21 protein-coding genes are annotated in these 25,687 nt (G+C 70.8%); 10 read left to right on the top strand and 11 right to left on the bottom strand.

Annotated elements, in window-relative coordinates; translation table 11 throughout:
* Positions 1 to 10: 10 nt before the first annotated feature.
* The 5 genes from ACFVW8_RS07365 (at position 11) to ACFVW8_RS07345 (ending at position 6,768) form a co-directional block, all read left to right on the top strand.
* Positions 11 to 1,600 (top strand): beta-N-acetylhexosaminidase, encoded by a 1,590-nt coding sequence (locus ACFVW8_RS07365; RefSeq protein ID WP_389687005.1) that lies wholly within the window; start codon positions 11 to 13, stop codon positions 1,598 to 1,600.
* Positions 1,601 to 1,639: 39 nt separating this feature from the next.
* Positions 1,640 to 3,064, top strand: coding sequence for a cellulose binding domain-containing protein (locus ACFVW8_RS07360; RefSeq protein WP_389687003.1), 1,425 nt, complete (start codon positions 1,640 to 1,642; stop codon positions 3,062 to 3,064).
* Positions 3,065 to 3,241: 177 nt separating this feature from the next.
* Positions 3,242 to 4,084 carry a TIM barrel protein gene (locus tag ACFVW8_RS07355; RefSeq protein WP_389687001.1) on the top strand — a complete coding sequence of 281 codons (843 nt, stop codon included), beginning with the start codon at positions 3,242 to 3,244 and terminating at the stop codon, positions 4,082 to 4,084.
* A gap of 44 nt (positions 4,085 to 4,128) precedes the next feature.
* Positions 4,129 to 5,028, top strand: a complete 900-nt coding sequence (locus tag ACFVW8_RS07350) for a 2-hydroxy-3-oxopropionate reductase (protein WP_389686999.1) — start codon at positions 4,129 to 4,131, stop codon at positions 5,026 to 5,028.
* 282 nt (positions 5,029 to 5,310) lie between these two features.
* Positions 5,311 to 6,768: a catalase gene (locus ACFVW8_RS07345; RefSeq protein ID WP_389686997.1), complete on the top strand. Its 1,458-nt coding sequence runs from the start codon at positions 5,311 to 5,313 to the stop codon at positions 6,766 to 6,768.
* 677 nt (positions 6,769 to 7,445) lie between these two features.
* On the opposite strand, the gene gcl is transcribed toward ACFVW8_RS07345, so the two are convergent.
* The gene (gene gcl / locus ACFVW8_RS07340; RefSeq protein WP_389686995.1) at positions 7,446 to 9,230 is read right to left on the bottom strand and encodes a glyoxylate carboligase; all 1,785 of its coding nucleotides are present in this window, start codon (positions 9,228 to 9,230) and stop codon (positions 7,446 to 7,448) included.
* 293 nt (positions 9,231 to 9,523) lie between these two features.
* On the opposite strand from gcl, the gene ACFVW8_RS07335 reads away from it, so the two are divergent.
* From ACFVW8_RS07335 to ACFVW8_RS07325, 3 genes are all read left to right on the top strand, one after another.
* Positions 9,524 to 10,258: a hypothetical protein gene (locus ACFVW8_RS07335; protein ID WP_389687078.1), complete on the top strand. Its 735-nt coding sequence runs from the start codon at positions 9,524 to 9,526 to the stop codon at positions 10,256 to 10,258.
* Positions 10,259 to 10,305: 47 nt separating this feature from the next.
* Positions 10,306 to 10,842, top strand: coding sequence for a GNAT family N-acetyltransferase (locus ACFVW8_RS07330; protein WP_389686993.1), 537 nt, complete (start codon positions 10,306 to 10,308; stop codon positions 10,840 to 10,842).
* Positions 10,843 to 10,918: 76 nt separating this feature from the next.
* A complete protein-coding gene (locus ACFVW8_RS07325; RefSeq protein ID WP_389686991.1) occupies positions 10,919 to 11,158 on the top strand; it encodes a hypothetical protein in 240 nt (79 codons plus the stop codon).
* Positions 11,159 to 11,191: 33 nt separating this feature from the next.
* On the opposite strand, the gene ACFVW8_RS07320 is transcribed toward ACFVW8_RS07325, so the two are convergent.
* Together ACFVW8_RS07320 and ACFVW8_RS07315 are read right to left on the bottom strand one after the other, a co-directional pair.
* A complete protein-coding gene (locus ACFVW8_RS07320; protein WP_389686989.1) occupies positions 11,192 to 12,799 on the bottom strand; it encodes an AMP-binding protein in 1,608 nt (535 codons plus the stop codon).
* Entirely contained in the window at positions 12,796 to 14,472 is a 1,677-nt protein-coding gene (locus ACFVW8_RS07315) for an AMP-binding protein (protein WP_389686987.1), read from the bottom strand. Before ACFVW8_RS07315 ends, ACFVW8_RS07320 begins: the two co-directional genes overlap by 4 nt.
* Positions 14,473 to 14,608: 136 nt before the next feature.
* Between ACFVW8_RS07315 and ACFVW8_RS07310 the strand changes: the two genes are divergently transcribed.
* Entirely contained in the window at positions 14,609 to 15,451 is an 843-nt protein-coding gene (locus ACFVW8_RS07310; RefSeq protein ID WP_389686985.1) for a response regulator transcription factor, read from the top strand.
* Positions 15,452 to 15,571: 120 nt separating this feature from the next.
* Here ACFVW8_RS07310 and ACFVW8_RS07305 read toward each other — a convergent pair whose 3' ends face one another.
* The 6 genes from ACFVW8_RS07305 to ACFVW8_RS07280 all read right to left on the bottom strand — a co-directional run bounded on the left by ACFVW8_RS07305 (position 15,572) and on the right by ACFVW8_RS07280 (position 22,643).
* A complete protein-coding gene (locus tag ACFVW8_RS07305) occupies positions 15,572 to 17,122 on the bottom strand; it encodes a sensor histidine kinase (RefSeq protein ID WP_389686983.1) in 1,551 nt (516 codons plus the stop codon).
* Positions 17,119 to 17,844, bottom strand: a complete 726-nt coding sequence (locus ACFVW8_RS07300) for a response regulator transcription factor (protein WP_389686981.1) — start codon at positions 17,842 to 17,844, stop codon at positions 17,119 to 17,121. Before ACFVW8_RS07300 ends, ACFVW8_RS07305 begins: the two co-directional genes overlap by 4 nt.
* A 93-nt stretch (positions 17,845 to 17,937) precedes the next feature.
* A complete protein-coding gene (locus ACFVW8_RS07295; RefSeq protein ID WP_389686979.1) occupies positions 17,938 to 19,740 on the bottom strand; it encodes a CotH kinase family protein in 1,803 nt (600 codons plus the stop codon).
* Entirely contained in the window at positions 19,740 to 20,417 is a 678-nt protein-coding gene (locus tag ACFVW8_RS07290) for a DUF4956 domain-containing protein (RefSeq protein WP_389686977.1), read from the bottom strand. The genes ACFVW8_RS07295 and ACFVW8_RS07290 overlap by 1 nt, the downstream gene beginning before the upstream one ends.
* Positions 20,414 to 21,319 carry a polyphosphate polymerase domain-containing protein gene (locus tag ACFVW8_RS07285; RefSeq protein WP_389687076.1) on the bottom strand — a complete coding sequence of 302 codons (906 nt, stop codon included), beginning with the start codon at positions 21,317 to 21,319 and terminating at the stop codon, positions 20,414 to 20,416. The genes ACFVW8_RS07290 and ACFVW8_RS07285 overlap by 4 nt, the downstream gene beginning before the upstream one ends.
* Before the next feature lie 163 nt (positions 21,320 to 21,482).
* A complete protein-coding gene (locus ACFVW8_RS07280; protein ID WP_389686975.1) occupies positions 21,483 to 22,643 on the bottom strand; it encodes a winged helix DNA-binding domain-containing protein in 1,161 nt (386 codons plus the stop codon).
* Positions 22,644 to 22,775: 132 nt separating this feature from the next.
* Here ACFVW8_RS07280 and ACFVW8_RS07275 point away from each other — a divergent pair, with 132 nt between their 5' ends.
* A complete protein-coding gene (locus ACFVW8_RS07275) occupies positions 22,776 to 23,657 on the top strand; it encodes a DMT family transporter (RefSeq protein ID WP_389686973.1) in 882 nt (293 codons plus the stop codon).
* A 64-nt stretch (positions 23,658 to 23,721) separates the two neighbouring features.
* Here the strand turns inward: ACFVW8_RS07275 and ACFVW8_RS07270 are convergent, their stop codons facing one another.
* Together ACFVW8_RS07270 and ACFVW8_RS07265 are read right to left on the bottom strand one after the other, a co-directional pair.
* Positions 23,722 to 24,306 carry a TerD family protein gene (locus ACFVW8_RS07270; protein ID WP_371775396.1) on the bottom strand — a complete coding sequence of 195 codons (585 nt, stop codon included), beginning with the start codon at positions 24,304 to 24,306 and terminating at the stop codon, positions 23,722 to 23,724.
* A 101-nt stretch (positions 24,307 to 24,407) separates the two neighbouring features.
* Positions 24,408 to 25,667 (bottom strand): CaiB/BaiF CoA transferase family protein, encoded by a 1,260-nt coding sequence (locus tag ACFVW8_RS07265; protein ID WP_389686971.1) that lies wholly within the window; start codon positions 25,665 to 25,667, stop codon positions 24,408 to 24,410.
* Positions 25,668 to 25,687: the final 20 nt, after the last annotated feature.

Below are 25,687 nucleotides of genomic sequence, written 5' to 3'. Positions count from 1 at the left end.
GAGGCATCCCGTGCCCGCACCACGCCCCGAACACACGCTCGTCCCCCGGCCCAGCAAGGTGTCGCCCCGCCCCGGCCGGTTCACCCTCGACCGCGAGACCACGGTCCGGGCCTTCCCCGGGGCGGAGAGCGCCGCCGATCTGCTGCGCACCCTGCTGGCCCCCGCCACCGGACTGCCGCTGGCGCCCTCCGCCGCCGGCCGGGTCGTGCTGGCGCTCGACCCGCAGCTGGGCGGCCTCGGCGAGGAGGGCTACGGGCTCACCATCGGACCGGACGCACTGCTGCTGCGGGCGGCGCACCTTCCCGGCCTGCTCCGCGGCGTCCAGACAATCCGTCAACTGCTGCCCGCCGAGGCCCTGTCGGACGTGGCGCAGCGGGAGGAACAGTGGCTGCTGCCCTGCGTCGAGATCAGCGATGTGCCCGCGCACCCGTGGCGCGGCACAATGCTCGACGTCGCCCGGCACTTCCAGCCCGTCTCGTACCTGCGCCGGTACGTGGACCTGATGGCGCTGCACAAGCTCAACACCCTCCACCTCCACCTCACCGACGACCAGGGCTGGCGCATGCCCGTCGCCGCCTACCCCCGGCTGACCGGGATCGGCGGCCACCGCACGCAGTCGGCGTCGGGACCGCCGGGCGACTCCCCCGGGGCGTACGACGGGATTCCGCACTCGGGGGCGTACACCCGGCGGGAACTGCGGGAGCTGGTGCGCTACGCGGCGGGTCTCGGGGTGCGCGTGGTTCCGGAGATCGAGATGCCCGGCCATGTGCGCGCGGCCCTCGCCGCCTACCCCGAGCTGGGCAACGATCCCTCGCGGCGGCTGGGCGTGTGGACCCGCTGGGGCGTCTGCGACACCGTGTTCGGCGTCCACGAGGAGGTCTTCGACTTCTGCCGGACGGTGCTGCGGGAGGTCATGGACGTCTTCCCGTCCCCGTACATCCACGTCGGCGGCGAGGAGTGCCCGACCACCGAATGGGAAAACAGCCCGGCCGCCCGGGAGCGGGCCGCCGCGGAGGGGCTGCCCGACGCCCGCGCCCTGCACGGCTGGTTCATGGGCCGGATCGGGGCGTTCCTGGCCGAGCAGGGCAGGCAGCCCGTCGGCTGGGCGGAAACGGGGGCCGAACTCCCGCTGGAATTCACGGTGATGACCTGGCGCTCCCCGGCCCACGCACGCGCCGCCGCCCGCCGCGGCCACCACGTGGTCGCCGCACACCACCGGGCCACCTACCTCGACTACGCCCAGTCCCCGGACCCCGGCGAACCAGCGACGCAGCCGGGCCCGCCGGTCGACCTCCGGACGGTGCACGGCCATCGGCCGCTGACGGACGACTGGGACGCGGCCGAGACCAGCAGACTCCTGGGCACCCAGGCCCAGTTGTGGACCGAGTACGCGAGCACGCCGGACCGGATCGAGTACCAGACCTATCCGCGGCTGTGCGCCCTCGCGGACCGGGCCTGGTCCGGCGGTGGCGGCGACTGGCCCGGGTTCCTGTCGCGTCTCGGCGGGCACACGGCACGGCTCGACGCGCTCGGCGTCCGCTACCGCCCCCTCAGGGACCCTTTCACGGCCCCCTCCCCAGGAACAGTGCCGACCTCATAGGAACCACTCCCCCACGACCGTTCCGGAAAGGAACAGCTCATGAAGTCACTCGCGAAGAGCCGGATCCGTGCGGTGGCCGCAGCCGCCGCCACCGTGGCCCTGGGCTGTACGGCACTCGCCGCCGTCCCGTCGACGGCGAGCGCCGCCGACGGCTCGCTCGCCGTGCAGTACCGCACCGGCGCCGCAGGGGCGACGGCCGACCAGAGCGAGCCCTGGCTGAAGGTGCGCAACACCGGCAGCGGGGCCGTACAGCTGAGCGATGTCAAGATCCGCTACTACTTCAAGGGCGAGGCGGCCGCCGACGCCTACCGGTTCGCCTGCTCCTGGGCGGTGAAGGGCTGCGCGAACATCACCGGGACGTTCGGCACGCTCGCCTCCCCGACCGCCACCGCCGACCGTTACCTGGAGATCGGCTTCACCGCGGGCGCGGGCTCGCTGGCACCGGGTGCCGACACGGGCGACATGCAACTGCGCTTCTACCGGTCGAACCGGCAGCCGCTGGTGCAGAGCGACGACTACTCCTTCGGCGCGGGCTCGACCGCGTACGGCGACTGGACCAACGTGACGGCGCGGCTCGGCGGGGCCCAGGTCTGGGGCGACGCCCCTGAGGGCAACGGCCCGACGGACCCGACCGATCCGACCGACCCGTCGGAGGACGGGCCGACGCTCTTCGACGACTTCAACTACAGCGGCCACACCGACGCGCAGATCGCCGCCCACGGCTGGAGCGTCCGCTCGAACTCCGGCGGCCCCGGCGTGCCGGGGGCCACCTGGGCACCGGAGAACGTCACGTTCGCCAGCCAGGGCGGGAACTCCGTCATGAACCTGGAGACGTCGACGGCGGGCAGCGGTGAGTCGACGAAGCAGACCGAGATCCTGACGCAGTCGATGAAGTTCCGCAACGGCACCTACGCGGCGCGGGTGAAGTTCAACGACGCGCCCGTGTCGGGGCCGGACGGCGACCACCTTGTCCAGACGTTCTTCACCATCAACGACCTCAAGGCTCCGATGGCGGACGACTACGCGGAGTACGACTTCGAGTACCTACCCAACGGCGGCTGGGGTGAGAGCGGAAACATCCTCTACACGACCTCGTGGGAGACCTACCGGCCCGACCCCTGGGAGGCGGTCAACACGCACACCGAGTCCCGGCAGAGCTACGCCGGCTGGCACGACCTGGTCGTGACCATCGACGACAGCGCGATCACGTACTACATCGACGGGCAGCTGTTCGGCACACACGGGGCGGCCTACCTGCCGGAGCGCGGGATGTCGATCAACTTCAACCAGTGGCTGATCGACCTGGCCGGGCAGACGAGCACAACGCCCCGCTCGTACGACCAGCAGGTGGACTACGTCCTGCACGTGAAGGACCAGGTCCTCACCCCGGCCCAGGTGAATGCCCGGGTGAGCGCCTACCGAGCGGCGGGGACCACGTTCCAGGACACGGTCCCGGCCACCTGACCCGGTAGCGCCGGCGGTGGGCGGGGCGGACAGGCCGACGGGCCTCCGCCCCGCCTTCCGTATGCCCCCGACCGGCCCGAATTCCCGGCACCCTCTTGACATCGCCCCCACCCTCCGGGCAATCTTCCGTTAAGCAGAAACTAACTTCCGCAATACGGAAGGAGCGCCGAAACCCTCATGGGCTACCCGGACCAGCGCTTCGATGTAAACCTTTCGATCCTCTTCACGGAACTCCCGCTCCTGGAGCGTCCCGCGGCAGCTGCCGCGGCGGGCTTCACGGCGGTCGAGCTGTGGTGGCCCTGGATCGAGACCCCCACGCCCCCGCAGGCCGAGATCGACGCCCTCAAGAAGGCGCTCGACGAGGCGGGCACCCACCTGGTGGGGCTGAACTTCTACGCCGGACAGCTGCCCGGCCCCGACCGCGGCGCGCTCTCCGTGCCCGGCACGGAGTCGGACCGCTTCCGGGCCAATATCGAGGTGGCGGCCGACTTCGCCGCCTCGGTCGGCTGCACGGCGCTCAACGCGCTCTACGGCAACCGCGTCGACGGCGTGGACCCGGCCGTGCAGGACGAACTCGCCCTGGAGAACCTGGTCACGGCCGCCCGCGCGGCCGACCGGATCGGGGCGGTCCTGCTGATCGAGACCCTCAACGCACCGGAGTCACCGCGCTACCCGCTGGTCAGCGCGCCGGCCGGGATCGAGGTGGTCGACCGGGTCAACGCGGCGACGGGCCTCGGCAACGCGAAGTTCCTGCTGGACCTGTACCACCTGTCGATGAACGGCGAAGACCTCAGCCAGGTCATCACCGCGTACGCCGACCGGACCGGTCACGTCCAGATCGCCGACAACCCGGGACGCGGCGCGCCCGGCACCGGCTCGCTCCCCCTGGAGCAGCTCCTGGACGAGCTGACGAAGGCCGGTTACGACGGCTGGGTCGGCCTGGAGTACAAGCCGGGCGACCGGCCGAGCGCCGAGTCGTTCGAGTGGCTCCCGGCCACCGCGCGGGCCGCCCGCCGATAGCGGCGGACCGTCACCCGTACACACGCTTATCGGAAGGCACACTCATGAGCAACAACCTCCCCAAGGTTGCGTGGATCGGGCTCGGCATCATGGGTTCGCCCATGTCCGAGAACCTGATCAAGGCCGGTTACGACGTCACCGGTTACACGCTGGAGCAGGACAAGGTCGACCGGCTGGCCGCGGCCGGCGGCACGGGCGCCTCCTCGATCGCCGAGGCGGTCAAGGACGCCGACGTGATCGTCACGATGGTGCCCGCATCCCCGCAGGTCGAGGCCATCGCTTACGGCCCCGATGGCATCCTGGAGAACGCGAAGCGCGGCGCGTTGCTGGTCGACATGTCCTCGATCACCCCGCAGACCTCCGTCGACCTCGCCAAGAACGCCCGGGACAAGGGCGTCCGCGTACTGGACGCCCCGGTGTCCGGCGGCGAGGCCGGCGCCATCGAGGCCGTGCTCTCCATCATGGTCGGCGGCGAGCAGGCCGACTTCGATGCCGCCAGGCCGGTGCTCGACGCGCTGGGCAAGACCATCGTGCTCTGCGGTCCGCACGGCTCCGGCCAGACGGTGAAGGCCGCCAACCAGCTGATCGTCGCCGTCAACATCCAGGCCTGCGCCGAGGCCGTCGTCTTCCTGGAGAAGTCCGGGGTGGACCTCGCTGCCGCGCTCGACGTCCTCAACGGCGGACTGGCCGGCTCGACCGTGCTGACCCGCAAGAAGGACAACTTCCTGAACCGGAACTTCGCTCCGGGCTTCCGGATCGACCTGCACCACAAGGACATGGGCATCGTCACGGACGCCGCCCGCAACGTCGGTGCCGCGCTGCCCGTGGGCGGCGTCGTCGCTCAGCTCGTCGCCTCGCTGCGCGCGCAGGGCGACGGCGGCCTGGACCACTCGGCGCTGCTCCGCTCGGTCGAGCGCCTCTCCGGTCAGCCCGTCCAGGACTGACCCGCAGGCATGCGGCCGGGCCCCGAGCGGGCCCGGCCGGCACCACCCCCGCCGGGTGCGTATCCCCCGGCCCCACAGACTTCCGGACGGCGTCCGCGCTGACACCTGTCCTGTCGCGCCCAGGCGCGGGCGCCGTCCGGAACACCTCTTCACACCCCGCTCCACCCCCATGACCAAGAATTTCAACAAACTGTTGACGTCAGGTTCGGTGCGTACTTACGCTCCTGGAGCCCCAGGACGTCGCAGTTCAGCAGCTCCCGTACGGAAGGTCGCCCCGACACCATGACGCAGCGTGTGCTTACGACCGAGTCAGGCGCCCCGGTCGCCGACAACCAGAATTCCGCCACCGCCGGCGTCGGTGGCCCGATCCTTCTCCAGGACGGTCACCTCCTGGAGAAGCTCGCCCGCTTCAACCGGGAGCGCATCCCGGAGCGCGTGGTGCACGCCCGGGGCTCCGGCGCGTACGGCTACTTCGAGGTGACCGACGACGTCACCGGCTTCACCCGCGCCGACTTCCTCTCCGAGGTGGGCCGCCGCACCGAGACCTTCATCCGGTTCTCCACGGTCGCCGACTCGCTCGGTGGCGCGGACGCGGTACGCGACCCGCGCGGTTTCGCCCTCAAGTTCTATACGGACGAGGGCAATTACGACCTGGTGGGCAACAACACCCCGGTGTTCTTCATCAAGGACCCGATCAAGTTCCCCGACTTCATCCACTCGCAGAAGCGCGACCCGTTCACGGGCCGTCAGGAGCCGGACAACGTCTGGGACTTCTGGGCGCACGCCCCCGAGGCGACGCACCAGGTGACCTGGCTGATGGGTGACCGCGGCATCCCCGCCTCGTACCGTCACATGAACGGCTACGGCTCGCACACCTACCAGTGGACGAACGCCGCGGGCGAGGCCTTCTTCGTCAAGTACCACTTCAAGACGAACCAGGGCGTGCGCTCGCTCTCGGCCGACCAGGCCTCCGAGCTCGTCGGCAAGGACGCCTCCTCGCACCAGACGGACCTGCTGCAGGCCATCGAGCGCGGTATGAACCCGTCCTGGACCCTGCACGTGCAGGTGATGCCGGCCGCCGACGCCGCGGACTACCGGTTCAACCCGTTCGACCTGACCAAGGTGTGGCCGCACAGCGACTACCCGCTCCAGCGGGTGGGCCGGCTGGTCCTGGACCGCAATCCGGACAACGTCTTCGCCGAGGTCGAGCAGTCCGCGTTCTCCCCGAACAACTTCGTGCCCGGCATCGGTCCGTCCCCGGACAAGATGCTGCAGGGCCGGCTGTTCGCCTACGCGGACGCGCACCGCTACCGGCTGGGCGTCAACCACACCCAGCTGCCGGTGAACGCGCCGCGCACGGCCGTCGTCGACAACTACGGCCGCGACGGGCTGCACGCCACGCGTTACGGTGCGCGGCACGACAAGAACTACGAGCCCAACTCGTACGCGGGGCCGGCCCAGACGGACGCGGCGCTCTCCGCCCCGCTGGCCGTCCAGGGCTGGACCGGCACGCACGAGGCGCCGGCCCACAACAAGGACGACGACTTCTTCCAGGCGGGCGAGCTGTACCGGCTGATGTCGGACGACGAGAAGGGCCGGCTGATCGCCAACATCGCGGGCGGCCTGTCCCAGGTCACCCGCGACGACGTGATCGAGAAGAACCTCGCCCACTTCCACGCCGCGGATGCCGAGTACGGCAAGCGCGTGGAGGAGGCCGTCCGCGCCCTGCGCGAGGACTGACCCCTCCCGTTGGGCCCCCAAGCCCTGCCCGCGCCGTCGCGCCCACCCGGATGAGGGGTTGCGCGCGACGCGGGCAGGACGAGGCCGCGGCGGATGTGCGACGCCAGTGCGGTGGTGTGGGTGGAGGTCCCGTCTCCTGACCTGAAGGAGCCGGGCCCTCCGCCCCCGTCGCCCTCCGCCGCGGCCCCTGTCATTCCCTGTACCAGGGCGTGGAGCACGGATTACGGTCCCGTGCTCCACGCCCTTTCGCGTGCGCGCGCCCATGGGGTGACCGGTTCCGTCCTCAAACGCCGGACGGGCTGGGGTTGCACAGGGCCGGCCCACACAATCCCGGTCCGGGCCCCCGCCCTGACGGTTCCGTCCTCAAACGCCGGACGGGCTGAGGGGACGGGCTGGGGGGGGACGGACTGGGGGGGCGGACTGGGGGGACGGGCTGGGGGGGGACAACCCGGCGCAGTCAAGCCCGTCCGGCATCTCTCGAACTCGTCCGACACCCCTCAAGCCCGTCCAGCATCGCTCAAGCCCGTCCGGCGTTTGAGGACACCCTTCAAGCCCGTCCGGCGATTGAGGACATCTTTCAAGCCCGTCCGGCGCTTGAGGACACCCCCCTTCCGGGGCACAACAACACGGCCCCCGCCTCCCCTTGGACGGGAGGCGGGGGCCGCAGGGCCCAGGGGTCAGGCCGTCGTCAGCGGGCGGATCGCCGTCGGCGCGTGGCCCGGCTCCGACGCGACGTCCTCGAACTCGTTGACCGACGCGATGTCCGAACCGCTCATCGAGATGTTCGTGACGCGCTCAAGAATCGCCTCGACCACCACCGGCACCCGGAACTCCGCCGCCAGCTTCTTGGCCTCCTCGAAGGCCGGCAGCAGCTGGTCCGGCTCGGTGACCCGGATCGCCTTGCAGCCGAGACCCTCGACGACCTTGACGTGGTCCACGCCGTAGACGCCCAGCTCCGGGGAGTTGATGTTCTCGAACTCCAGGTTGACCTGGAAGTCGATGTCGAAGTTGCGCTGCGCCTGGCGGATCAGCCCCAGGTAGGAGTTGTTCACCAGGACGTGCACGTACGGGATGCGGTGCTGCGCGCCGACCGCGAGCTCCTCCAGCATGAACTGGAAGTCGTAGTCGCCCGAGAGCGCGACGACGGAGCCCTCGGGGTCGGCCGTGGCGACGCCCAGCGCGGCCGGGATGGTCCAGCCGAGCGGGCCCGCCTGGCCGGCGTTGATCCAGTGGCGCGGGCGGTAGACGTGCAGCATCTGCGCGCCCGCGATCTGGGAGAGTCCGATCGTGGTGACGTAGCGGGTCTCCGGGCCGAACGCCCGGTTCATCTCCTCGTACACCCGCTGCGGCTTCAGCGGCACGTTGTCGAAGTGCGTGCGCCGCTGGAGCTTCGCCTTGCGCTCCTGTGCGGAGGCGGCCCACTGCGAGCGGTCCTTCAGCTTGCCGGCGTCCTTCAGCTCGCGCGCCACCTCGACGAACAGCTCCAGCGCCGCCTTGGCGTCGGAGGCGATCCCGAGGTCGGGGGCGAAGATCTTGCCCAGCTGGGTGGGCTCGATGTCGACGTGGACGAACTTCCGGCCCTCGGTGTAGACGCCCACGTCACCGGTGTGACGGTTGGCCCAGCGGTTGCCGATGCCGAGGACGAAGTCGGACTCCAGGAAGGTCGCGTTGCCGTAGCGGTGCGAGGTCTGGAGACCCACCATGCCGGCGTTCAGCTCGTGGTCGTCCGCGATGGCACCCCAGCCCATCAGGGTGGGGATGACCGGCACGCCGGTCAGCTCGGCGAACTCCACCAGGAGGTCCGAGGCGTCGGCGTTGAGGATGCCACCGCCCGCGACGAGCAGCGGCCGCTCGGAGGCGTTCAGCATCTCCACGGCGCGCTCGATCTGCTTGCGGCTCGCGGCGGGCTTGTGCACCGGCAGCGGCTCGTACAGCTCGGGGTCGAACTCGATCTCGGTCATCTGCACGTTGATCGGCAGGTCGATGAGGACCGGGCCCGGACGGCCGGTGCGCATCAGGTGGAACGCCTGCTGGAAGACGCCGGGGACCTGCGCGGCCTCCAGGACGGTCGTCGCCGCCTTGGTGACCGGCTTGGCGATCGACGCGATGTCGACGGCCTGGAAGCTCTCCTTGTGGAGGGCGTCGGTGGGCGCCTGGCCGGTAATGCACAGGATCGGGATCGAGTCCGCGATGGCCGAGTACAGGCCGGTGATCATGTCGGTGCCGGCCGGTCCCGACGTACCGATGCAGACGCCGATGTTCCCGGGGGTGGCCCGGGTGTAGCCCTCCGCCATGTGGGAGGCGCCCTCGACGTGGCGGGCGAGCGTGTGATGAACCCCGCCGGAGGCCTTGAGGGCCGCGTAGAAGGGGTTGATCGCCGCGCCCGGCACACCGAACGCGTTGCTGACGCCTTCGCGCTTGAGGATCTCAACTGCCGCTCGGGCAGCGGTCATACGAGGCATTGAGTGCTCCTGCTCGAACCTGGAGGAGTCGGGCTCTGTCGCGCCACCTGAGAGCACCAATTCCGTATTGCGGAAATTTGATTCTGCTATACGGAAGCAAATCTAAAGTGCACCCGGACAGCCGTCAAGAGAGGCGCCGGGAGCGGCCCGGGACGGAGCCGTTCCGCCGGGCGATCCCGCGAAGTGGGCCAAGTCCCTCCCCGGGACCTCGCTCTTGGTGGAGCATGGGGGTACGGAGCGCAGCCGCCCGGATTCCGGGCCGTTCCGCGCCCGCGCGGCGGAGGGAGGCCATGGTGGAGTCAGTGCCGTTACGGTGCCCGGCCTGCCGCCGCGACCACATGTACGTCACGCCCGCCTACCCGTGCCCGTGCGGTGCCCCGACCGCCCCGCCGCTGTTGCGCGGGGCCCCCGTCTCGACGATCACCCACCGCACCTGGAACGACGACTGGGTGACGGTGCGCTGCCGCGCCTGCGGGCGGCACGACCAGTGGCCGCAGCCCGAGCTGGGCTGTCCGTGCGGGACGGTGCTGCGCATCCCGGTCCGCCCGGTGGCCGTTCCCGGCCGTCCGCCGGGCGCAGGCCCGCGCCGGGCGGACCGGCCGGTGCGGCCGTCTCACATACCGCTGCCGCGCACCGCGGCCACCCCGAGGCCGGTCTTCCGGCCACTGACGATCCGTACCGCACGGGACGCGGTCGGCGCCGCCGCGCTGTATCTGAAGTGGCTCGGGTACCGGGATGTCGCACAGCCCGCCGAACGGCCCTCGTCCCGGATCGATCTGCGGGCGGCGGGGCTGATCGCCCAGGTCGACTCCACCACCCGGGCCACCGCGCTGCGCGACGTCGAATGCCTGTGGCTCAACGCGCTGAGCACGTCGGTGTCCGGTGTGTTCTTCTCGCTCGCCGGATACGCGCCCGATGCCCGGGAGCGTGCGGACGGGCTCGGCATACCACTGTTCGTCATGGATCTCACCGGGAGCCCGCAGCCGGTGAACGGCCCGGCGGACGAACTGGTCAGCACCGGCGCCTGAGCGCCGCTCGCGCACCGCGCCGCGGGCACCACGCGGCATAATGAGGTATGCGCATCCGCCCTGCCCGACGTTCGGATCTGCCACTGCTTCAGGACATCGAGCGTGCCGCGGGCGAGCCGTTCCGCGCCGTCGGCATGGCCGGCGTGGCCGACGACGAGCCGCCGTCCCTGGACGTCCTGGACGAGTACCGCCGGGCCGGTCGCGCCTGGGTGACCGTCGCCGCCGACGACCGGCCGCTCGGCTATCTCGTCGCCGATCCGGTCGACGGCGCCTGCCACATCGAGCAGGTGTCGGTCCATCCGTCGGCCGCCCGGCGCGGTCTGGGCAACGGCCTCATCGCGCATGCGGGCAGCTGGGCCGCGGCCGAGGCGCTGGCCGCGCTCACCCTGACGACGTTCTCCCACGTCCCGTGGAACGCGCCGTACTACACCCGGCTCGGCTTCCGCGTGCTGGCGGACCGCGAACTCACCGACGGGCTGCGCAAGATCCGGGCCGAGGAGGCGGAGCACGGACTGGACCGGTGGCCGAGGGTCTGTATGCGCCGGGACGTGCCGCACCTCACAGAAACCGTCCGGCCACAGTGAGTGCTATCGGTCACGTTCGAGCCAGGGGCCACAGATGTTCGGTCCGTTGTCGGTGGCGGGCCTTACAGTGGGGCGCATGGTCTTAACTCCACGGCTTTCTCCACCCTCGGTCACGCCGCGCACCACGCAGCCCGTCTACCTCGCCCAGCCGGCCCACCCGGCCGCCGTCGAGGCCAACGAGGCAATCCGCGCGCTCGTGGACGCCCGTGCCGGACAGGACTGGTCATCCGTGGAGTCCGCCGCGTACGAGGTACTCCTGATCGAATGGGCGGCCGCCACCCGGGGCGTCGCGGGCGACATCATCGAAGCCGCCTGACAGCGCCCCTGCCCGCGCCAAGCGGCCCCGGTCCTACCGGGCGTAGTCCTCCCGCAGTTCGATCTTCCGGACCTTCCCGCTGACCGTCATCGGGAAGGTGTCGAGGATCCTCAGCAGACGCGGCACCTTGTAGTGGGCCAGCTGCCCGCTGCAGAACTCCGTGATGTCCTCCAGGCTCGGCGGGTCCGCCGGGTCCCCGGGAATGACGCAGGCCAGGATCTCCTCGCCGTACCGCTCGTCCGGCACCCCCACGACCTGCACGTCCGCGATCTTGGGGTGCCCGTAGAGGAACTCCTCGATCTCGCGCGGATAGACGTTCTCACCACCACGGATGATCATGTCCTTGATCCGGCCGACGATCTGTACGTAGCCGTCCTCCCGCATCACCGCGAGGTCCCCGGTGTGCATCCAGCGTCCCGCGTCGATCACTTCGGCGGTCCGCTCGGGCTGCTCCCAGTAACCGAGCATCACGCTGTAGCCACGGGTGCAGAGTTCGCCCGAGGCGCCGCGCTCCAGCGTCACGCCCGTCGCCGGGTCGATGACCTTGACCTCGATGTGCGGCATCACGCGGCCGACGGAGCCGGTGCGGCGTTCCAGGTCGTCGTCGCGGCGGGTCTGCAGGGAGACCGGGGAGGTCTCCGTCATCCCGTAGCAGATGGACACCTCGTCCATGTGCATCTCGGCCACCACGCGCTTCATCACCTCGACCGGGCAGGGCGATCCGGCCATGATGCCGGTGCGCAGCGAGGACAGGTCGTACGAGGCGAAGCCGGGGAGGTTCAGCTCGGCGATGAACATGGTGGGGACGCCGTACAGCGAGGTGCAGCGCTCCTGCTGAACGGCGGCCAGCACGACGGCGGGCTCGAAGGCGGGGGCCGGGATCACGATGCAGGCGCCGTGCGAGGTGATGCCGAGGTTGCCCATGACCATGCCGAAGCAGTGGTAGAAGGGGACCGGCAGACAGACCCGGTCCTGTTCGGTGTAGGCGACCATCTCCCCCACGAAATAGCCGTTGTTGAGGATGTTGTGATGGGAGAGCGTGGCTCCCTTGGGGAAGCCCGTGGTGCCGGAGGTGTACTGGATGTTGATCGGGTCGTCGCAGGACAGCTCCGCCTCACGAGCGGCGAGTTGCTCCGGGGCCACCGTGTCCCTGACGGCCAGCAGCTCGTCCCAGCTGGGGTCGCCGATGTAGTGCACGGCGCGCAGCGCGGGACAGTTCGCCCGGACCTCGTCGACCAGGGCCCGGTAGTCGCTGGTGCGGTGCGAGAGCGTGGCGACCAGGAGCGAGACCCCCGCCTGCTGCAGCACGTACTCCAGCTCGTGCGCCCGGTACGCGGGGTTGATGTTGACCATGACGGCACCGATACGGGCCGTGGCGTACTGGACGAGCACCCACTCGGGGCAGTTGAGCGCCCAGATGCCGACCCGGTCCCCCTTGGCCACCCCGGATGCCATCAGGGCGCGGGCCAACTCCTCGACCGCCGTGCCGAATTCGGTGTACGTCCAGCGCCGGCCGGAGGCCACATCGACCAGTGCTTCGCGGTCGCCGAACGCGTCGACCGCCCGGTCGAGACTGCGTCCGATGGTGTCGCCGAGCAGGGCGGTGGTGCCGGTGCCGTGGGCGTAGGACAGCTCGGTCATGTCAGGTCCCCCTCGGCGTACTCGGCGCCGGTGCCCCGGGCCGTGGCCTCTCGCAGCTCGATCCGGCGGATCTTGCCCGAGACGGTCTTGGGCAGTTCGGCGAACTCCAGCCGCCGGATCCGCTTGTACGGGGCGAGGACGGACCGGGAGTGGGCGAAGAGCACCTTGGCCGTGTCGGGCCCAGGCTCCCAGCCCTCGGCGAGGACGACGTAGGCCTTCGGGACGGCCAGCCGTACCGGGTCGGGCGCCGGGACGACAGCGGCCTCGGCGACGGCCTCGTGCTCCAGCAGGGCGCTCTCCAGCTCGAACGGCGAGATCTTGTAGTCGGAGGCCTTGAAGACGTCGTCCGCGCGGCCCACGTAGGTGATGTAGCCGTCCTCGTCGCGCGCGCCGATGTCCCCGGTGCGGTAGTAGCCGCCCGCCATGGCCTCGGCGGTACGGTCCGGGTCGCCGTGGTAGCCGGTCATCAGTCCGACCGGGTGGGCCGACAGGTCGAGGGAGATCTCGCCCTCGACGGCGCCGGGCTCCCCGCTGACCGGGTCGAGGAGGACGACCTTGAAGCCGGGGCTGGGACGTCCCATCGAGCCGGCCTTCAGCACCTGGCCGGGCGTGTTGGCGACCTGGACGGCGGTCTCCGTCTGGCCGAAGCCGTCCCGGATGGTGACGCCCCACGCGCGGCGGACGGTCTCGATGACCTCCGGGTTGAGCGGTTCGCCCGCCGCGACGACCTCACGCGGCGGGGTCTTCAGCTGGGAGAGGTCGGCCTGGATGAGCATCCGCCAGACGGTGGGCGGGGCACAGAAGCTGGTGATCTCGGAGCGGTCCATCTCGGCCATCAGCCGGCCCGCGTCGAACCGGGTGTAGTTGAAGATGAAGACGGTCGCCTCGGCGCTCCACGGCGCGAAGAGATTGGACCAGGCGTGCTTGGCCCAGCCGGGCGAGGAGATGTTGAGGTGCACATCGCCGGGCTTCAGCCCGATCCAGTACATCGTCGACAAGTGGCCCACGGGGTAGGACACATGGGTGTGCTCGACGAGTTTGGGGCTGGCGGTCGTGCCCGAGGTGAAGTAGAGCATCAGCGGTTCGTCAGCGTCGGTCTCCCGGTCCGCCGTGAAGGTCTCCGGCTGCTCGTCGGCGCCGGCGTAGTCGAGCCAGCCCTGGGTCTCCGCGCCCACGGAGAACCGCGTGTAGCGGCCGGGCACCTCGTCGAACTTGGCGGTGTCGGCGTCCCGGACCAGGACGTGCCGGACCCGGCCGCGCTCGACCCGGTCACGCAGGTCGGCCGGGCCCAGGAGCGGTGTCGCGGGGATGACGACGGCGCGCAGCTTCATCGCCGCGAGGGCGGTCTCCCACAGCTCGGCCTGGTTGCCGAGCATGACGAGGATGCGGTCGCCCTCCCGTACGCCCTGCGCGCGCAGCCAGTTCGCGGCCTGGTTGGAGCGGGCGGACATCCTGGCGAAGGACATCTCGGTGCGCCGGCCGTCCTCCTCCACGATGTGCAGGGCGGTGCGGTCGTTGTTCTCGGCGATGACGTCGAACCAGTCCAGGGCCCAGTTGAAGTGATCGCTCCGGGGCCAGCGGAAGCCCTCGTAGGCCGCGCCGTAGTCCTCCCGGTTCTTCAGCAGGAAGTCCCGGGCGGCCCGGAACGTCTCCGTCGCACTGGTTGCCGACATGTGCCCTCCTCATTGCGGACCGGACCGGTCTCCCGGGTCCTGACATGATGTAAACAGTGACCCGGGTCTCACCACCCCCGAACGGGGGTGCTCCGGAGGCAGTGGCCCCCTGGGGGCCGGGCAGAGAGGCGTCATCGTGCCGGAATCCGTCGATGCGATCGAGATGCAGGCCGCGCTGCTGCGGCTGCGCCGGACGAGCGGTCTGCCCGTGGCGTTCGGCGGGCTGCTCTCCGACACCCGCCACGCCAGGATCGCGGAGCTGAACGGGGCGCACACCGCTGCCCTGCGCGGGCTGGTGATCTCGGCCGGCAGCGGTCTTGGCGGCAAGTCGATCGCACTGTCCAGGCCGTGCGCGGTGACCGACTACCACTCCTCGCGCCACATCAGCCACGAGTACGACATGGCCGTGGCCGCGGAGGGCCTGCGCTCGGTCGTCGCGGTGCCCGTCGTGGTGCGGCGCAAGGTGCGGGGTGTGCTGTACGGGGCGTTGCGCGAGCCGCTGACGCTCGGCGACCGCACGTTCGACGCGGCGGTCGCGGCCGCCCGCGACGTGGAGCAGGCGCTGGCGGTACGCGACGAGGTGCAGCAGCTGCTCGCCGTGACCCGGGAGGAGGTGACCGATCCGCGGGCCGCCCCTGAAGCCTGGGAGGACGTCAGGGAGGCGCACCGGGAGCTGCGCGCCCTCGTGCCGAAGGTGCTCGACCCGGCGCTGCGCGACGAGCTGCTCGCGGTGTGCGGGCGGCTCGCCTCGGCGGCCGGCGCCCGGGCCCCGGGGTCCCGGGAGGTGCTGCTGGCGCCGCGCGAGGTCGATGTCCTCGCCTGTGTCGCGGCGGGCGCGACGAACGCGGTGGCGGCGGACCGGCTCGGGCTGCGCCCGGAGACGGTGAAGGGCTATCTGCGCTCCGCGATGCGCAAGCTCGGTGCGCACACCCGGCTGGAGGCGGTCGTAGCGGCCCGGCGGGCGGGGCTGCTGCCGTAGCCGCGGTGCCGGGCGTCTGCCGTGGCCGCGGTGCGGGACTTCTGCCGCAACCGCCGTGCGGGCCGAGACGGGTCACGCGGGCGGGTGTCCAGGGGTGCACGACCCGGAAGGGGCCGGTGGTCATGGGCCGGGACCCGTGCTGTCCCGGGCGGAGTCGTCCGGCAGGAGCAGCCGGAACGTGCAGCCTTCGCCGGGTGCGGTGTCGAGCTCCAGGCGGCCGCCGTGCGTTTCGGCGATCGTCGAGGCTATGGCAAGGCCGAGGCCCGAACCTCTGTCACGCGGGGCGCCGGAGGCCGCAGGCGCCCGGTAGAACCGGTCGAAGACCTGCCGCGCCTCCCGCGACGTCAGCCCGGGGCCGTCGTCGGCGACCTCGATGACGTGGGCGAGCGCGCCGTACGGCAGGGCCGGATTGGCGCTGGTGCGGCCGGGCCGGTCGGCGCCGCCGGTGCTCGGGCCGGCCCGCAGGCTCCCGACGTGCACCTGGATGCCGGTACCGGACGGGGTGTGCGTGCAGGCGTTGTCCAGCAGGTTGGACACCACCTGGGCGAGCTGGTGGGGGTCACCGGATCCCTCCACGACATCGAGCTCCCCCGGACCGGCGGCCCCGGCCGGCCCGAGCGGGCCCAGCCCGATGCGGCACGCCGGATGCCGCACGGCGGAGGCGGCGATGGCGTCGGCGGCCAGGGAGAGCAGGTCGACGGGCCCCCGCTCGGCGGTGGGTACGTCGCCGAGCTTGGCCAGCAGGAAGAGGCTGTCGACCAGACGGCTCATGCGCTCGGCGTTCTGCGCGATGAGTTCATGGGCTTCACGGCTGCGGCGGACGGACATGTGCGGTTCCTGCAGCAGGAGTTCGGCGAAGCCCTGCAGGGAGGTCAGGGGGGTGCGCAGTTCGTGCCCCGCGTCCGCCATGAAGCGGCGCAGCCGGCGCTCCGTCCTGTCCTTGCGGTACAGGGCCGCGCGCAGCTGGTCGAGCATGGTGTTGAAGGCGATACCGAGACGGCCGACCTCGGTGTCCGGGCTGGTGTCGGCGACGCTCTCCTCCAGCTCACCGCTGGTGATGCGCCGGGCGGTGTGCTCGACGCGGGTCAGCGGCCTCAGGCCGAGGCGCACGGCGGCGCCGCCCAGCAGCACGACTCCACCCGCGGCGACCGCCCCGACGGCCAGGCTGAACCAGAGCAGCCTGGCCGTCGCCTCCTGCACCGTGTCCAGGGGAAGGGCGACGACCGCGCGCATGCCGTCCGGCCCCGAGTCGGCGACCACGCGCCAACTGCCGCCGCCGTCCAGGGCGGGCACCGTGGCGGGGCGTCCGTCCACGGGCCGGCGCGCGGTGATCCTCCCGGCCAGCCGCGGTTCGCCCCGGCCGCTGCCGAGCGAGTCGGGCAGGAGGCGGCCGTCGGCGTCGTAGAAGTAGACGCGGAAGTCCGAGGGCAGGGTCTCGTGCGCGGGCGGCCGGTGGGAGGGCACGGTGCCGTTGGCGATGTCCCGGTAGGCGGGCGGGGGCGGACGGAAGTCGGTGAGCCGGTCGTCGACCTGCCCGATGAGCCAGGAGCGCATGAGGGTCAGCCCGGTGGCCTGGCACGCCAGGACCGCGGCCGTGGCGAGGACCGTGGCGATGAGCACCAGCCGAGTACGCAGGGAGCGGGGCCGCAGCCGCCTCGGGACCCCTCTCACACCGGCTCCTCCTCCCTCGGCAGACGCAGGCAGTAGCCGACGCCCCGCACGGTGTGGATGAGCGGCTGCCCGGAGCGGTCGATCTTGCGCCGCAGATTCTTGATGTACGTGTCGACGATGCGGGTGTCACCGGCGAAGTCGTAGTGCCAGACCCGCTGCAGGATCTGCTGCTTCTCCAGTACCTTCTCGGGCTGCGCCATGAGGCAGGCCAGCAGCCGGAACTCCGTCGGTGACAGCGGCACCCGCCGGCCGGCGCGCTGCACCTCGTGTGCCTCTTCGTCGAGGGTGAGGTCGGCGTAGCGCAGGGGCGGGCGCTCCGCGGGAGGCGTCGCGCGCGGTCCCGCGCTGCGGCGGAGGATGGCGCGCACCCGCAACAGGATCTCCTGGACGTGGAACGGCTTGGTGACGTAGTCGTCCCCGCCCGAACTCAGACCGATGATGCGGTCCTCGACGTCGGTGCGCGCGGTGAGGAAGAGGACCGGGGTGTAGACGCCCCGGGCACGCAGCTCACGCGTCACCGTGAAGCCGTCGGTGTCGGGGAGCATCACGTCCAGCACGATCAGGTCCGGCCCGCCGCGGTCCATCTCGGACAGGGCGTCCCGCCCGGTCGCCGCCGCTGCGACGGAGTACCCGGCGGCGTGCAGGGCGGAGGTGAGCAGGGTGCGGATGCTCGGGTCGTCCTCGACGACCAGAACGCTGTGCCGGGGTGATGAGGCGGTCACGGCTGGGGCCTTTCGTTCGGATCAGGCCGGATCGGGCTGGGCGTGCCGGTGCCCCGGACCGGATCGGGGGATCCGGGTCCGGGGCGCCGGTCGTCAGCCGGATACTTCCGTGTTCTTCGCCAGTGCCTCGGTGCGCGCGGTGACGGTCGTGCGCAGCGCGGCCACGGCCTTCTTCAGCTCCGCCGCGTCGACACCGGCCGTCTCCGCCTGGCCGGAGATGGCGTCCAGCGCCTTGAGCGCCGCGCCGGAGTCGAAGAGCTCTTCGTACAGCTTCTTGTACGCCTTCTTGTACACGGGATCCAGGGCGTCGAGCTCCAGGAAGCGGTCCTTCAGCGCGTGGCCGCTCATGCCGCCACCGCCCTTGCCCTTTCCGTCTCCGCCCTTTCCGTCCCCGCCTGCGCCGCCGGGGAAGCCGCCCTGCGGACCGCCTTCTCCGTTGCCGCCCGGCATCCCCTCGGGCGCCCCTTCGGGAGCTGCCGGAGTGTCGCCCTTGCCCTGAGCTGCTCCGCCCCCGGCTGCCCCGGCACCGTCCTCGGCACCTTCGGTCGCGCCCTGGGGGCGGCCGCCGCCCATGCTCATCGAGTCGTCCGGTCCGGCCGCGGTGTCTCCGCTGAAGGTCAGGTTGTAGTCCCATCCCAGGACGGAGAACTTCTTGGTGTCGAGGTCGTACCAGAGCAGGTAGTTCTTGCCGGGCCCCGCCATGTCGTCGAAGTTCATCATCAGGTTCTGCGCGGCGACGTACTCCGCGAAGGACTCGACGTCGACGTGCTTGCCGAGGTCGGCGGCGAACTCCTTGTCCGACGCCTGGTCCACCCACTTGACGAGCTTCATGACGGGTTCGAGGTCCTGGCTGCCGACCTTGTTCAACTGCCGGAAGGACGTCTCGTAGTCCGAGGGGTCATCGCCCTGATAGGCGAAACTGCCGCCGGCCCTCGCCTTGTACAGGATCCCCTTGCCGTCGATGGCCTCGGCGTAGTCGGTGTCGGGGTTCTCGACCATGAGCCGGGTGACCGTCGGGCCGTTGTTGACGGCCACCGTGGTGAAGCCGTACCGCTCGGCCGTCGCCCCGCTCCTGTCCGTCATCGACAGCGCCAGAGCCTCGTTCAGCGGCACCTGTGCGTCGGCTCCCGGGCGCAGCGAGATCTCCCGCTCGCCCTGGTAGGCGCGGCCCTCGACGTACTCGTCGATCTTGATGAGCAGGGGGAGCTCCTCCGGCTTCTCGGCGGAGAGGTTGTACTGCGTCATCCCTCCCCTGCCACCGCCGGCGGCAGCGCCACCGGCGGCCTTGCCACCACCCGCGGCATCATCACCGCCCGCACGGCCTGCATCACCGGCACCACCGGCACCACCGGCGGCAGCTGCGCCTCCCGTGCCACCCGCGGCGCCAGGAGGGCCGCCGTTCGCGGCCCCGTCCGCGCCGCCCTGCTTACGGGCGTCGTCCTGCCCGGCTCCGCCGGGCATCCCGCCGCCACCGGCCCGGCCCTTGTTTCCGCTCAGGGACTGCAGGGTGGAGTTCCCCTTCAGCCGGATCCCCACGTCCTGGAGGTAGACCCCGTCGATGGTGAGGTCGGCCTCGATGGGGTCCTTGGTCCCGTCGTCCTTGAACTCCTTCATCATCTTGTCGAAGTCGGTCTGTTCGTACGACAGATGGATCGAGTGCTTGACCGTGGTGTCGTAGAGGCCGACCGTGCCCCTGACGTCGTCGGTGATCGTGTTGGCCTCCACCTGCGAGGCCGAGGTGACGTACGGCGAGATGCGGGCGTCCCCGAAGGCGTACACGAGCAGGGCCAGCCCCAGGCACAGCGCTCCGGCCGGTTTCCAGTGGTGCCGCAGCCGCACCGGGAGGCGGTCCTTCAGCCGCCGCCGGCGCGCCGGCGTACCGCCACTCGCACTCATCACAGGTCGGTCGTGTCGTAACCGGTCAGCACCGTCACCCGCTGCCCGGAGGTGCGCTCCTGCAGGGCGGTGACGAGGTCACCGGGTTCGGTGCCCTTCTTCATCCGCACGGTGTAGAACACCTCGTTCAGGGCCCCGCCGCGGATCGTCTCGGTACTGACCAGCTCGAACTCGCTGGTGTACTTGATCAGCACGTCACGGATGGCAGGCGTGTAGTCCTCACCCGCGGGGACCTGGACCTTGACGACCTGGCGCTGCACGTTCAGGGCAAACCAGCTGAACTTGAACATCACGAGGATCACGACGCAGATCACGACGGCGCCGACGGCGGCCAGGGTGTAGAAGCGGGCACCGCAGGCCATGCCGATCGCCATCGCCAGGAAGATGAACCCGACGTCCCTCGTCTCCTTCACCGCGTTCCTGAACCGGACGACGGACAACGCGCCGACCAGGGAGAACGCCCGTGCCAGGTTGGAGCCGACCACCAGCATGATCAGGGCGACGATCATGCCGACGATGACCAGCGTCTGGACGTAGGACTGGCTGTACGAGACGTTGCGGTGCGTGTACCGGTAGGTGTAACCGATCACCGTGCTCAGGATGAACGACAGCGCCATGGCGGCGACCACGTCGGCGACGCTGAACGTCCCGCTGAGTTCCTGCAGATCGAAGTTCACTGTGCTCCTGCTTTCACCGGCGCGTGCGGCGCCGCCGGCTGCCCCAGCGGCAGCCGGCTGTGGGGGGTGGGAGGCGGACAGTCCGCCTCGTCGAGGTGGAAGACCGACCTGGGCGCCAGGCCGAACGCCTCGATGGACTGGACGTATTTGCTGACCCGCACCAGATTCAGGTTCCGGCGCGCGGCCAGGTCCGTGATCCAGTGCGGTGTGCGCTCGTTGACCTTGATCTCCATCACCGTCATGTGGGGCGGGATGGTGAACCGGTTCTCCGGCGTGGCGGTCCCGAAGTGGAAGTCGCGGTCCCGGCCCCGGATCCGCCGGTCGAAGGTGACCCGCAGCCCGGTGTCGGAGTCGCGGCCGACCAGCGCCTCGCGCTGGTATCCGGTGATCGCGGTGGGCCGGAGGTTCAGCCGGATGACGAGATCCAGGACCTCCTGGACGAAGGCGCTCTCCCCGGGTGAGTGGTCCACCATCTCCCGCGCGTCGCACAGGCTTCTGGCCGTGGCGTAGGGAAGCGTGATGCGCCGCTTCTGCGTCACCCGGTTCACCCGCTGCTTGATCTCGACGCACACCGGCGACTCGTCGGTGACTCCGTCGAGATCGCCGTAGTGCCGGATCCGCAGCTTGCGCCGGAATTTCAGGCCCTCGATCTTCTCCCAGTAGAACCGCAGCTCGGGGCTGTCGTAGTACAGGCTCCAGACCCCGTATCCGCCCTCCGGGCTGTTCAGGTCCTGGTCCATCCGCTCGCCGAGCTCCTCACGGATCTCGGCGGCCCGGTCCACGGGGACCAGGTACTTCAGCTCGAACCGGTTGAACGAGTGCAGCCTGCTGGCGACATGCAGCGGCTGGCCGCCCTCCTGGTCCGAGGCCTCGCTGTCCCCGGACGCGCGGGACGCAGCCATGTCGGGTCGCGACACCATGCCCCCTCCTTTGTCGTATGTGCCGGACCGGCCGGCCGGAGACACGTAACCAAGGGCTCATGAGGAAGCGGTGAGAAATCCGAGTTGATTGCCGGAGAATTCCGAGTGACGTGAAGGTGAACACCGGGCAGATTCCGGGTCCCGCTCACCCGTCGAAATCGATGAACGAGTCGAACCTGACGTCGTACCCGCTGCCGTCCGTGGCCGCCTCCGTCATCACCGCGAGCAGCGCCGCGGCCTCCTCGGTGACGGCCTCGCGCCCGGCCGCGCCGAACGGCCGCATCTCCTGCACGGTGACGGTCGTCGGCGCACCGCCCCGGCCTGCGTCCAGCCGCCAGATCGCCGCGAAGAAGCCATCGAACAGCACGCTCCCGTACGCCTGGTTCCCGACCCCGTTGCGCCCCTTGAACTCCGGCGGGATGACGCGGGTACGGTCCGCGTGACCGAGCAGTACGTTGTCGAACTCGGGCAGGAAGCGCGGCGGGGCGGGGGTGTCCTCGTCGGGGCGCGGGGCGTCGGGCAGGTCGAAGAGCTCGACGCCGTTCTCGTCCCGGAAGGTGACGAGCTGTGGGCGGAGCCGGTCGAACACCTCCCGCAGCCGGGTCAGACCGGCCCATGACTGCATGTCCCGCACGGACGCGGGGCCGAAGGCACCGAGGTAGCGCAGCACGGTGGCATCGGGTGCGGGCACCGGCTCGGAAGGCCGGTCGAGCCACCGCTCGGCGGTGGTCAGCGCGACCCGGCCGCTCTTCCCCCACACCCCGCGCGGGGTCACCTGGACCAGCGGCAGCACACAGCGGGCGGCCGTGCTCAGGGCCTGCGGGTCGGCGTCGGGCCACTCGGTGAGCAGCCTTTCGCGGATCTCCTTCGGAGTGCGGGGCGCTTCCTCGACGTACACCCGGCTGATGTCGCGCAGCCGGTCCAGGTCCACGCCCACGAGCCGCTTCCGGAAGATCCTGAGCTCCCGGTCGCGGGCCTCCTGGACGAGGGGACGCAGGGTCAGGGCGTCGTCGGCGGTGTGGGTGTGGATGGTGGAACGCAGGGTGACGATGCGGACGGCCTCGCGCGACTCCATCAGCGCGGCCAGTTCCGCCGGGTCGAAGCCCTCCAGCCGGGCCAGGAGCTGGTAGTACGGCGGCTTGGTGTTCTGCGCCTGGAGGCCGACGAGGTGCCCGATCGCGTCCTTGGCCGGCATCGCCGCGCGGCGGAGCAGCATCTGGCGTTCCAGGGTCGCGCGCCCCAGCGCCCGGGTCGAGAGCACTACGGGGGCAGGGCCCACGGCGGAGGTGTCCTTCTTCACGGCCATGAGCTGCACGCTACGCGGGCATCAGGTCGGATTCCGTCCTGATTGCGGGACCCGTCGGCGATCATCGGCACGGCGCCATGCCGTCGCGTGGCGGGACCCGGATCCTGACGATTCCGCCCGCATCATGGACCGGTGATCAGCGTCCTCTTCGCCATCCTGACCGCGCTCAGCAACGGGTCAGCCTCCGTTCTCCAGCGCCGCGCCGCCCTGAACGTTCCCGACCGGGACGCGATGCGGGCGTCGCTGATCGGCCATCTGCTGCGCCAGAAGGTGTGGCTGGCAGGGATCGGTCTGGTGATCGTCGCGGCCGTCTGCCAGGCCGTGGCGCTGGCCACCGGGCCGATCGCGGTGGTCCAGCCGATCTTCGTGATCGAGCTGCCGGCGACGCTGCTGGTGGCGGGGTACGTGATGCGGGTGCGGCTGCCGCGGAACGTCTGGTTCGGGGCGGCTGCGGTGACGGCCGGTCTGGCCCTCGGCATGGCCTCGGCCGCGCCGGGCGGCGGCAGCGAATCGGTGCACGGGGCCGCGTGGGTTCCGGCGCTCATCCTGACCGGCCTCTTCGAGACGGCCCTGATCGCCGGGGCGCAGGCCACCCGCGGCAACCCCCGGGCCGCGCTGCTCGGTCTGGCCGCTGCCTGTGGATATGCGCTCACCGCAGCCCTCATGAAGGACGCCATGGCCAGGCTCAGCGACGGCGACGGGGTGGTGGTGCTCCTGGAGTCCTGGCAGCTCTACGCCACCGCCGCTGCCGGCGTCGGCGCGCTGTTCCTCCTCCAGAACGCGCTCCAGGCGGGCACGCTGGTCGCGGTCCAACCGTGTCTGACCCTGGGCGACGCCCTCATCAGCGTCCTGTACGGGGTGACCCTGTTCGGCGAGCACCTGCGCACCGGCTGGTGGCTGCTCCCCGAGCTGCTGGCCGTGGGCCTGATCACCGCCGGCTGCATCGAACTGGCAAGGTCACCGCTGGCCTCCGGAAACGCGACAGCCCCGGCCCGTACACGCCGGGTGGACTGAACCACCGCGTGTGCGGGCCGGGGCCGGTCGTTCCAGGAACACGCCCCCGGCGGCCGTCCGCCGGTTACTTGCTCACGGCGAAACGCATCAGGGCCTGCTCGGTGCCCTGCTTGATCTTCCCCGTCTCGTTGATCACCTCAAGCTTCCAGCTCCCGCCGACCCGCATCGCCTTGGCCACGGCGCAGCCGTTGTCGTTGCTGAGCAGGCTCGGCCAGATGTCGGCGACCTGCTGGCTGCTGCCACCCGTCGCGTCGTACACCTTGAAGCTGATGTTGCGCGCGTTCTGGAAGGAGCTGCCCTTCTTGTACGCGGCGGCGATGAAGACGATGGACGTGATGTTCGTCGGCACCCGGGCGAAGTCGACGGTCACCGTCTCGTCGTCACCGTCGCCCTTCCCGGTCTGGTTGTCGCCGCTGTGCACCAGCGAGCCGTTGCCCAGCGGGTCCAGGGAGTCCAGGCCGGCCAGCCGGACCGGGTCCGCGCCCTGCATCGCGATGGCGATCAGGTCGAGGTCGGTGCCCTTCTTCTGACGAAGCTTCCCCATCAGCCCGCCACTGCTGCCGACCGTGGGGTCCCAGGACACCCCGATGGACAGGTGGGTCACCCCGTCCAGATCCGCCGGGCCGTCTTCCTTGTTCAACGTGATCATGCGTGATCCTCTTCGTGGCGAGATTCCTACAGGTTGAGTGTGCCTGGTGTCCTGCCGAAGCGGCCCACCAGGGGCAAAATTTCGACCAAGTGTTTGACGCCTCAGGCCGGATTGTCCTGCGTCGGTACGATGTCAGTGGACATGGGCACGTGATACGGGCCGGGGATGTCCACGACTCCCAGGGCACTCAGGCGCTCGATGTCGGAGCGGCTGCGGCCCAGGCCGGCGAGGATCTGCCCGGTGTGCCGGCCCGCCTCAGGGACCGGGCCCATGCACGGGGTGACCCCGCCGAGATCCACCGGCGGCAGCAGTGCCTGTACGGGGGCCGGGGCGCCGGGTACCGAGACTTCGCGCCAGCGGTCGCGCTCGACGAGCGCCGGATGGCCGATGAACTCCTCGACCGAGTTGACGCCGGCGTTGGCGATGCCCGCCCGGTCCAGGAGCTCCATGGCCTCGTCCCTGCCGAGGTCCGCGAACCGCAGGGCGACGATCGCGTTCAGCTCCTCGCGGTGGGTGACCCGGTCCGTACCGGTGGCGAACCTGGGGTCGTCCACGAGCCCGGGCCGGCCGAGAACGGTGGCGCACAGGGCACTCCACTCACGCTCGTTCTGGACCGACAGCATCACCTCCTTGCCGTCGGCAGCCGTGAACGGACCGTACGGGGCGATCGTGGCGTGCTGGGCACCGATCCGCGGCGGCTGGGTCCCGCCGTAGCGCGTGTAGTACGCGGGCTGGCTCATCCACTCGGCGAGCGCGTCGAGGAGGGAGACCTCGACGGTGCGGGCGCGGCCGGTGGTGGCCCGGGTGAACAGGGCCGTCAGGATGCCGCTGTAGGCGTACATCCCGCCGGCGATGTCGGCGACGGAGATACCGGAGCGCGCGGGTTCGTCGGGCGAGCCCGTGATGGAGAGCAGCCCGGTCTGGCACTGGATCAGGAGGTCGTACGCCTTGCGGTCCGACCACGAACCGCTCGTCCCGTAGCCGCTGACCGTGCAGGGGATCAGGCAGGGGTGACGGGCCTGGAGCGCGGCGGCACCGAGACCCATCCGGTCCGCCGCGCCCGGGGCGAGGTTCTGCACGAACACATCGGCTCCGGCGAGGAGTTCGTGCAGGATCTCGCGGCCCTCGGGTGCTTTGAGGTCCAGGGTCAGGGACTCCTTGGAGCGGTTGAGCCAGACGAAATAGCTGGCCTGGCCGTGCACGGTGGTGTCGTAGCGGCGGGCGAAGTCACCGCCACCGGGGCGCTCGACCTTGATGACGCGGGCGCCGAGATCGGCCAGCTGACGGGTGGCGAACGGCGCCGCGACGGCCTGTTCCAGGCTGACGACGGTGATGCCGGCGAGCGGAAGCGGTTCGGTCATGCGCACATCCTCCCGGGGCG

The organism is Streptomyces sp. NPDC058221, assembly GCF_042882365.1.
GTDB lineage: Bacteria > Actinomycetota > Actinomycetes > Streptomycetales > Streptomycetaceae > Streptomyces.
This window is presented reverse-complemented; position numbering and strand designations above follow the sequence as displayed.

Bases quoted from the DNA above. Each gene is read 5' to 3' on its own strand.
- ACFVW8_RS07360 (WP_389687003.1), top strand. From the start codon at position 1,640: ATGAAGTCACTCGCGAAGAGCCGGATCCGTGCGGTGGCCGCAGCCGCC.
- ACFVW8_RS07355 (WP_389687001.1), top strand. From the start codon at position 3,242: ATGGGCTACCCGGACCAGCGCTTCGATGTAAACCTTTCGATCCTCTTC.
- ACFVW8_RS07350 (WP_389686999.1), top strand. From the start codon at position 4,129: ATGAGCAACAACCTCCCCAAGGTTGCGTGGATCGGGCTCGGCATCATG.
- ACFVW8_RS07345 (WP_389686997.1), top strand. From the start codon at position 5,311: ATGACGCAGCGTGTGCTTACGACCGAGTCAGGCGCCCCGGTCGCCGAC.
- gcl (WP_389686995.1), bottom strand. From the start codon at position 9,230: ATGCCTCGTATGACCGCTGCCCGAGCGGCAGTTGAGATCCTCAAGCGC.
- ACFVW8_RS07330 (WP_389686993.1), top strand. From the start codon at position 10,306: ATGCGCATCCGCCCTGCCCGACGTTCGGATCTGCCACTGCTTCAGGAC.
- ACFVW8_RS07325 (WP_389686991.1), top strand. From the start codon at position 10,919: ATGGTCTTAACTCCACGGCTTTCTCCACCCTCGGTCACGCCGCGCACC.
- ACFVW8_RS07320 (WP_389686989.1), bottom strand. From the start codon at position 12,799: ATGACCGAGCTGTCCTACGCCCACGGCACCGGCACCACCGCCCTGCTC.
- ACFVW8_RS07315 (WP_389686987.1), bottom strand. From the start codon at position 14,472: ATGTCGGCAACCAGTGCGACGGAGACGTTCCGGGCCGCCCGGGACTTC.
- ACFVW8_RS07295 (WP_389686979.1), bottom strand. From the start codon at position 19,740: ATGAGTGCGAGTGGCGGTACGCCGGCGCGCCGGCGGCGGCTGAAGGAC.
- ACFVW8_RS07285 (WP_389687076.1), bottom strand. From the start codon at position 21,319: ATGGCTGCGTCCCGCGCGTCCGGGGACAGCGAGGCCTCGGACCAGGAG.
- ACFVW8_RS07280 (WP_389686975.1), bottom strand. From the start codon at position 22,643: ATGGCCGTGAAGAAGGACACCTCCGCCGTGGGCCCTGCCCCCGTAGTG.
- ACFVW8_RS07270 (WP_371775396.1), bottom strand. From the start codon at position 24,306: ATGATCACGTTGAACAAGGAAGACGGCCCGGCGGATCTGGACGGGGTG.
- ACFVW8_RS07265 (WP_389686971.1), bottom strand. From the start codon at position 25,667: ATGACCGAACCGCTTCCGCTCGCCGGCATCACCGTCGTCAGCCTGGAA.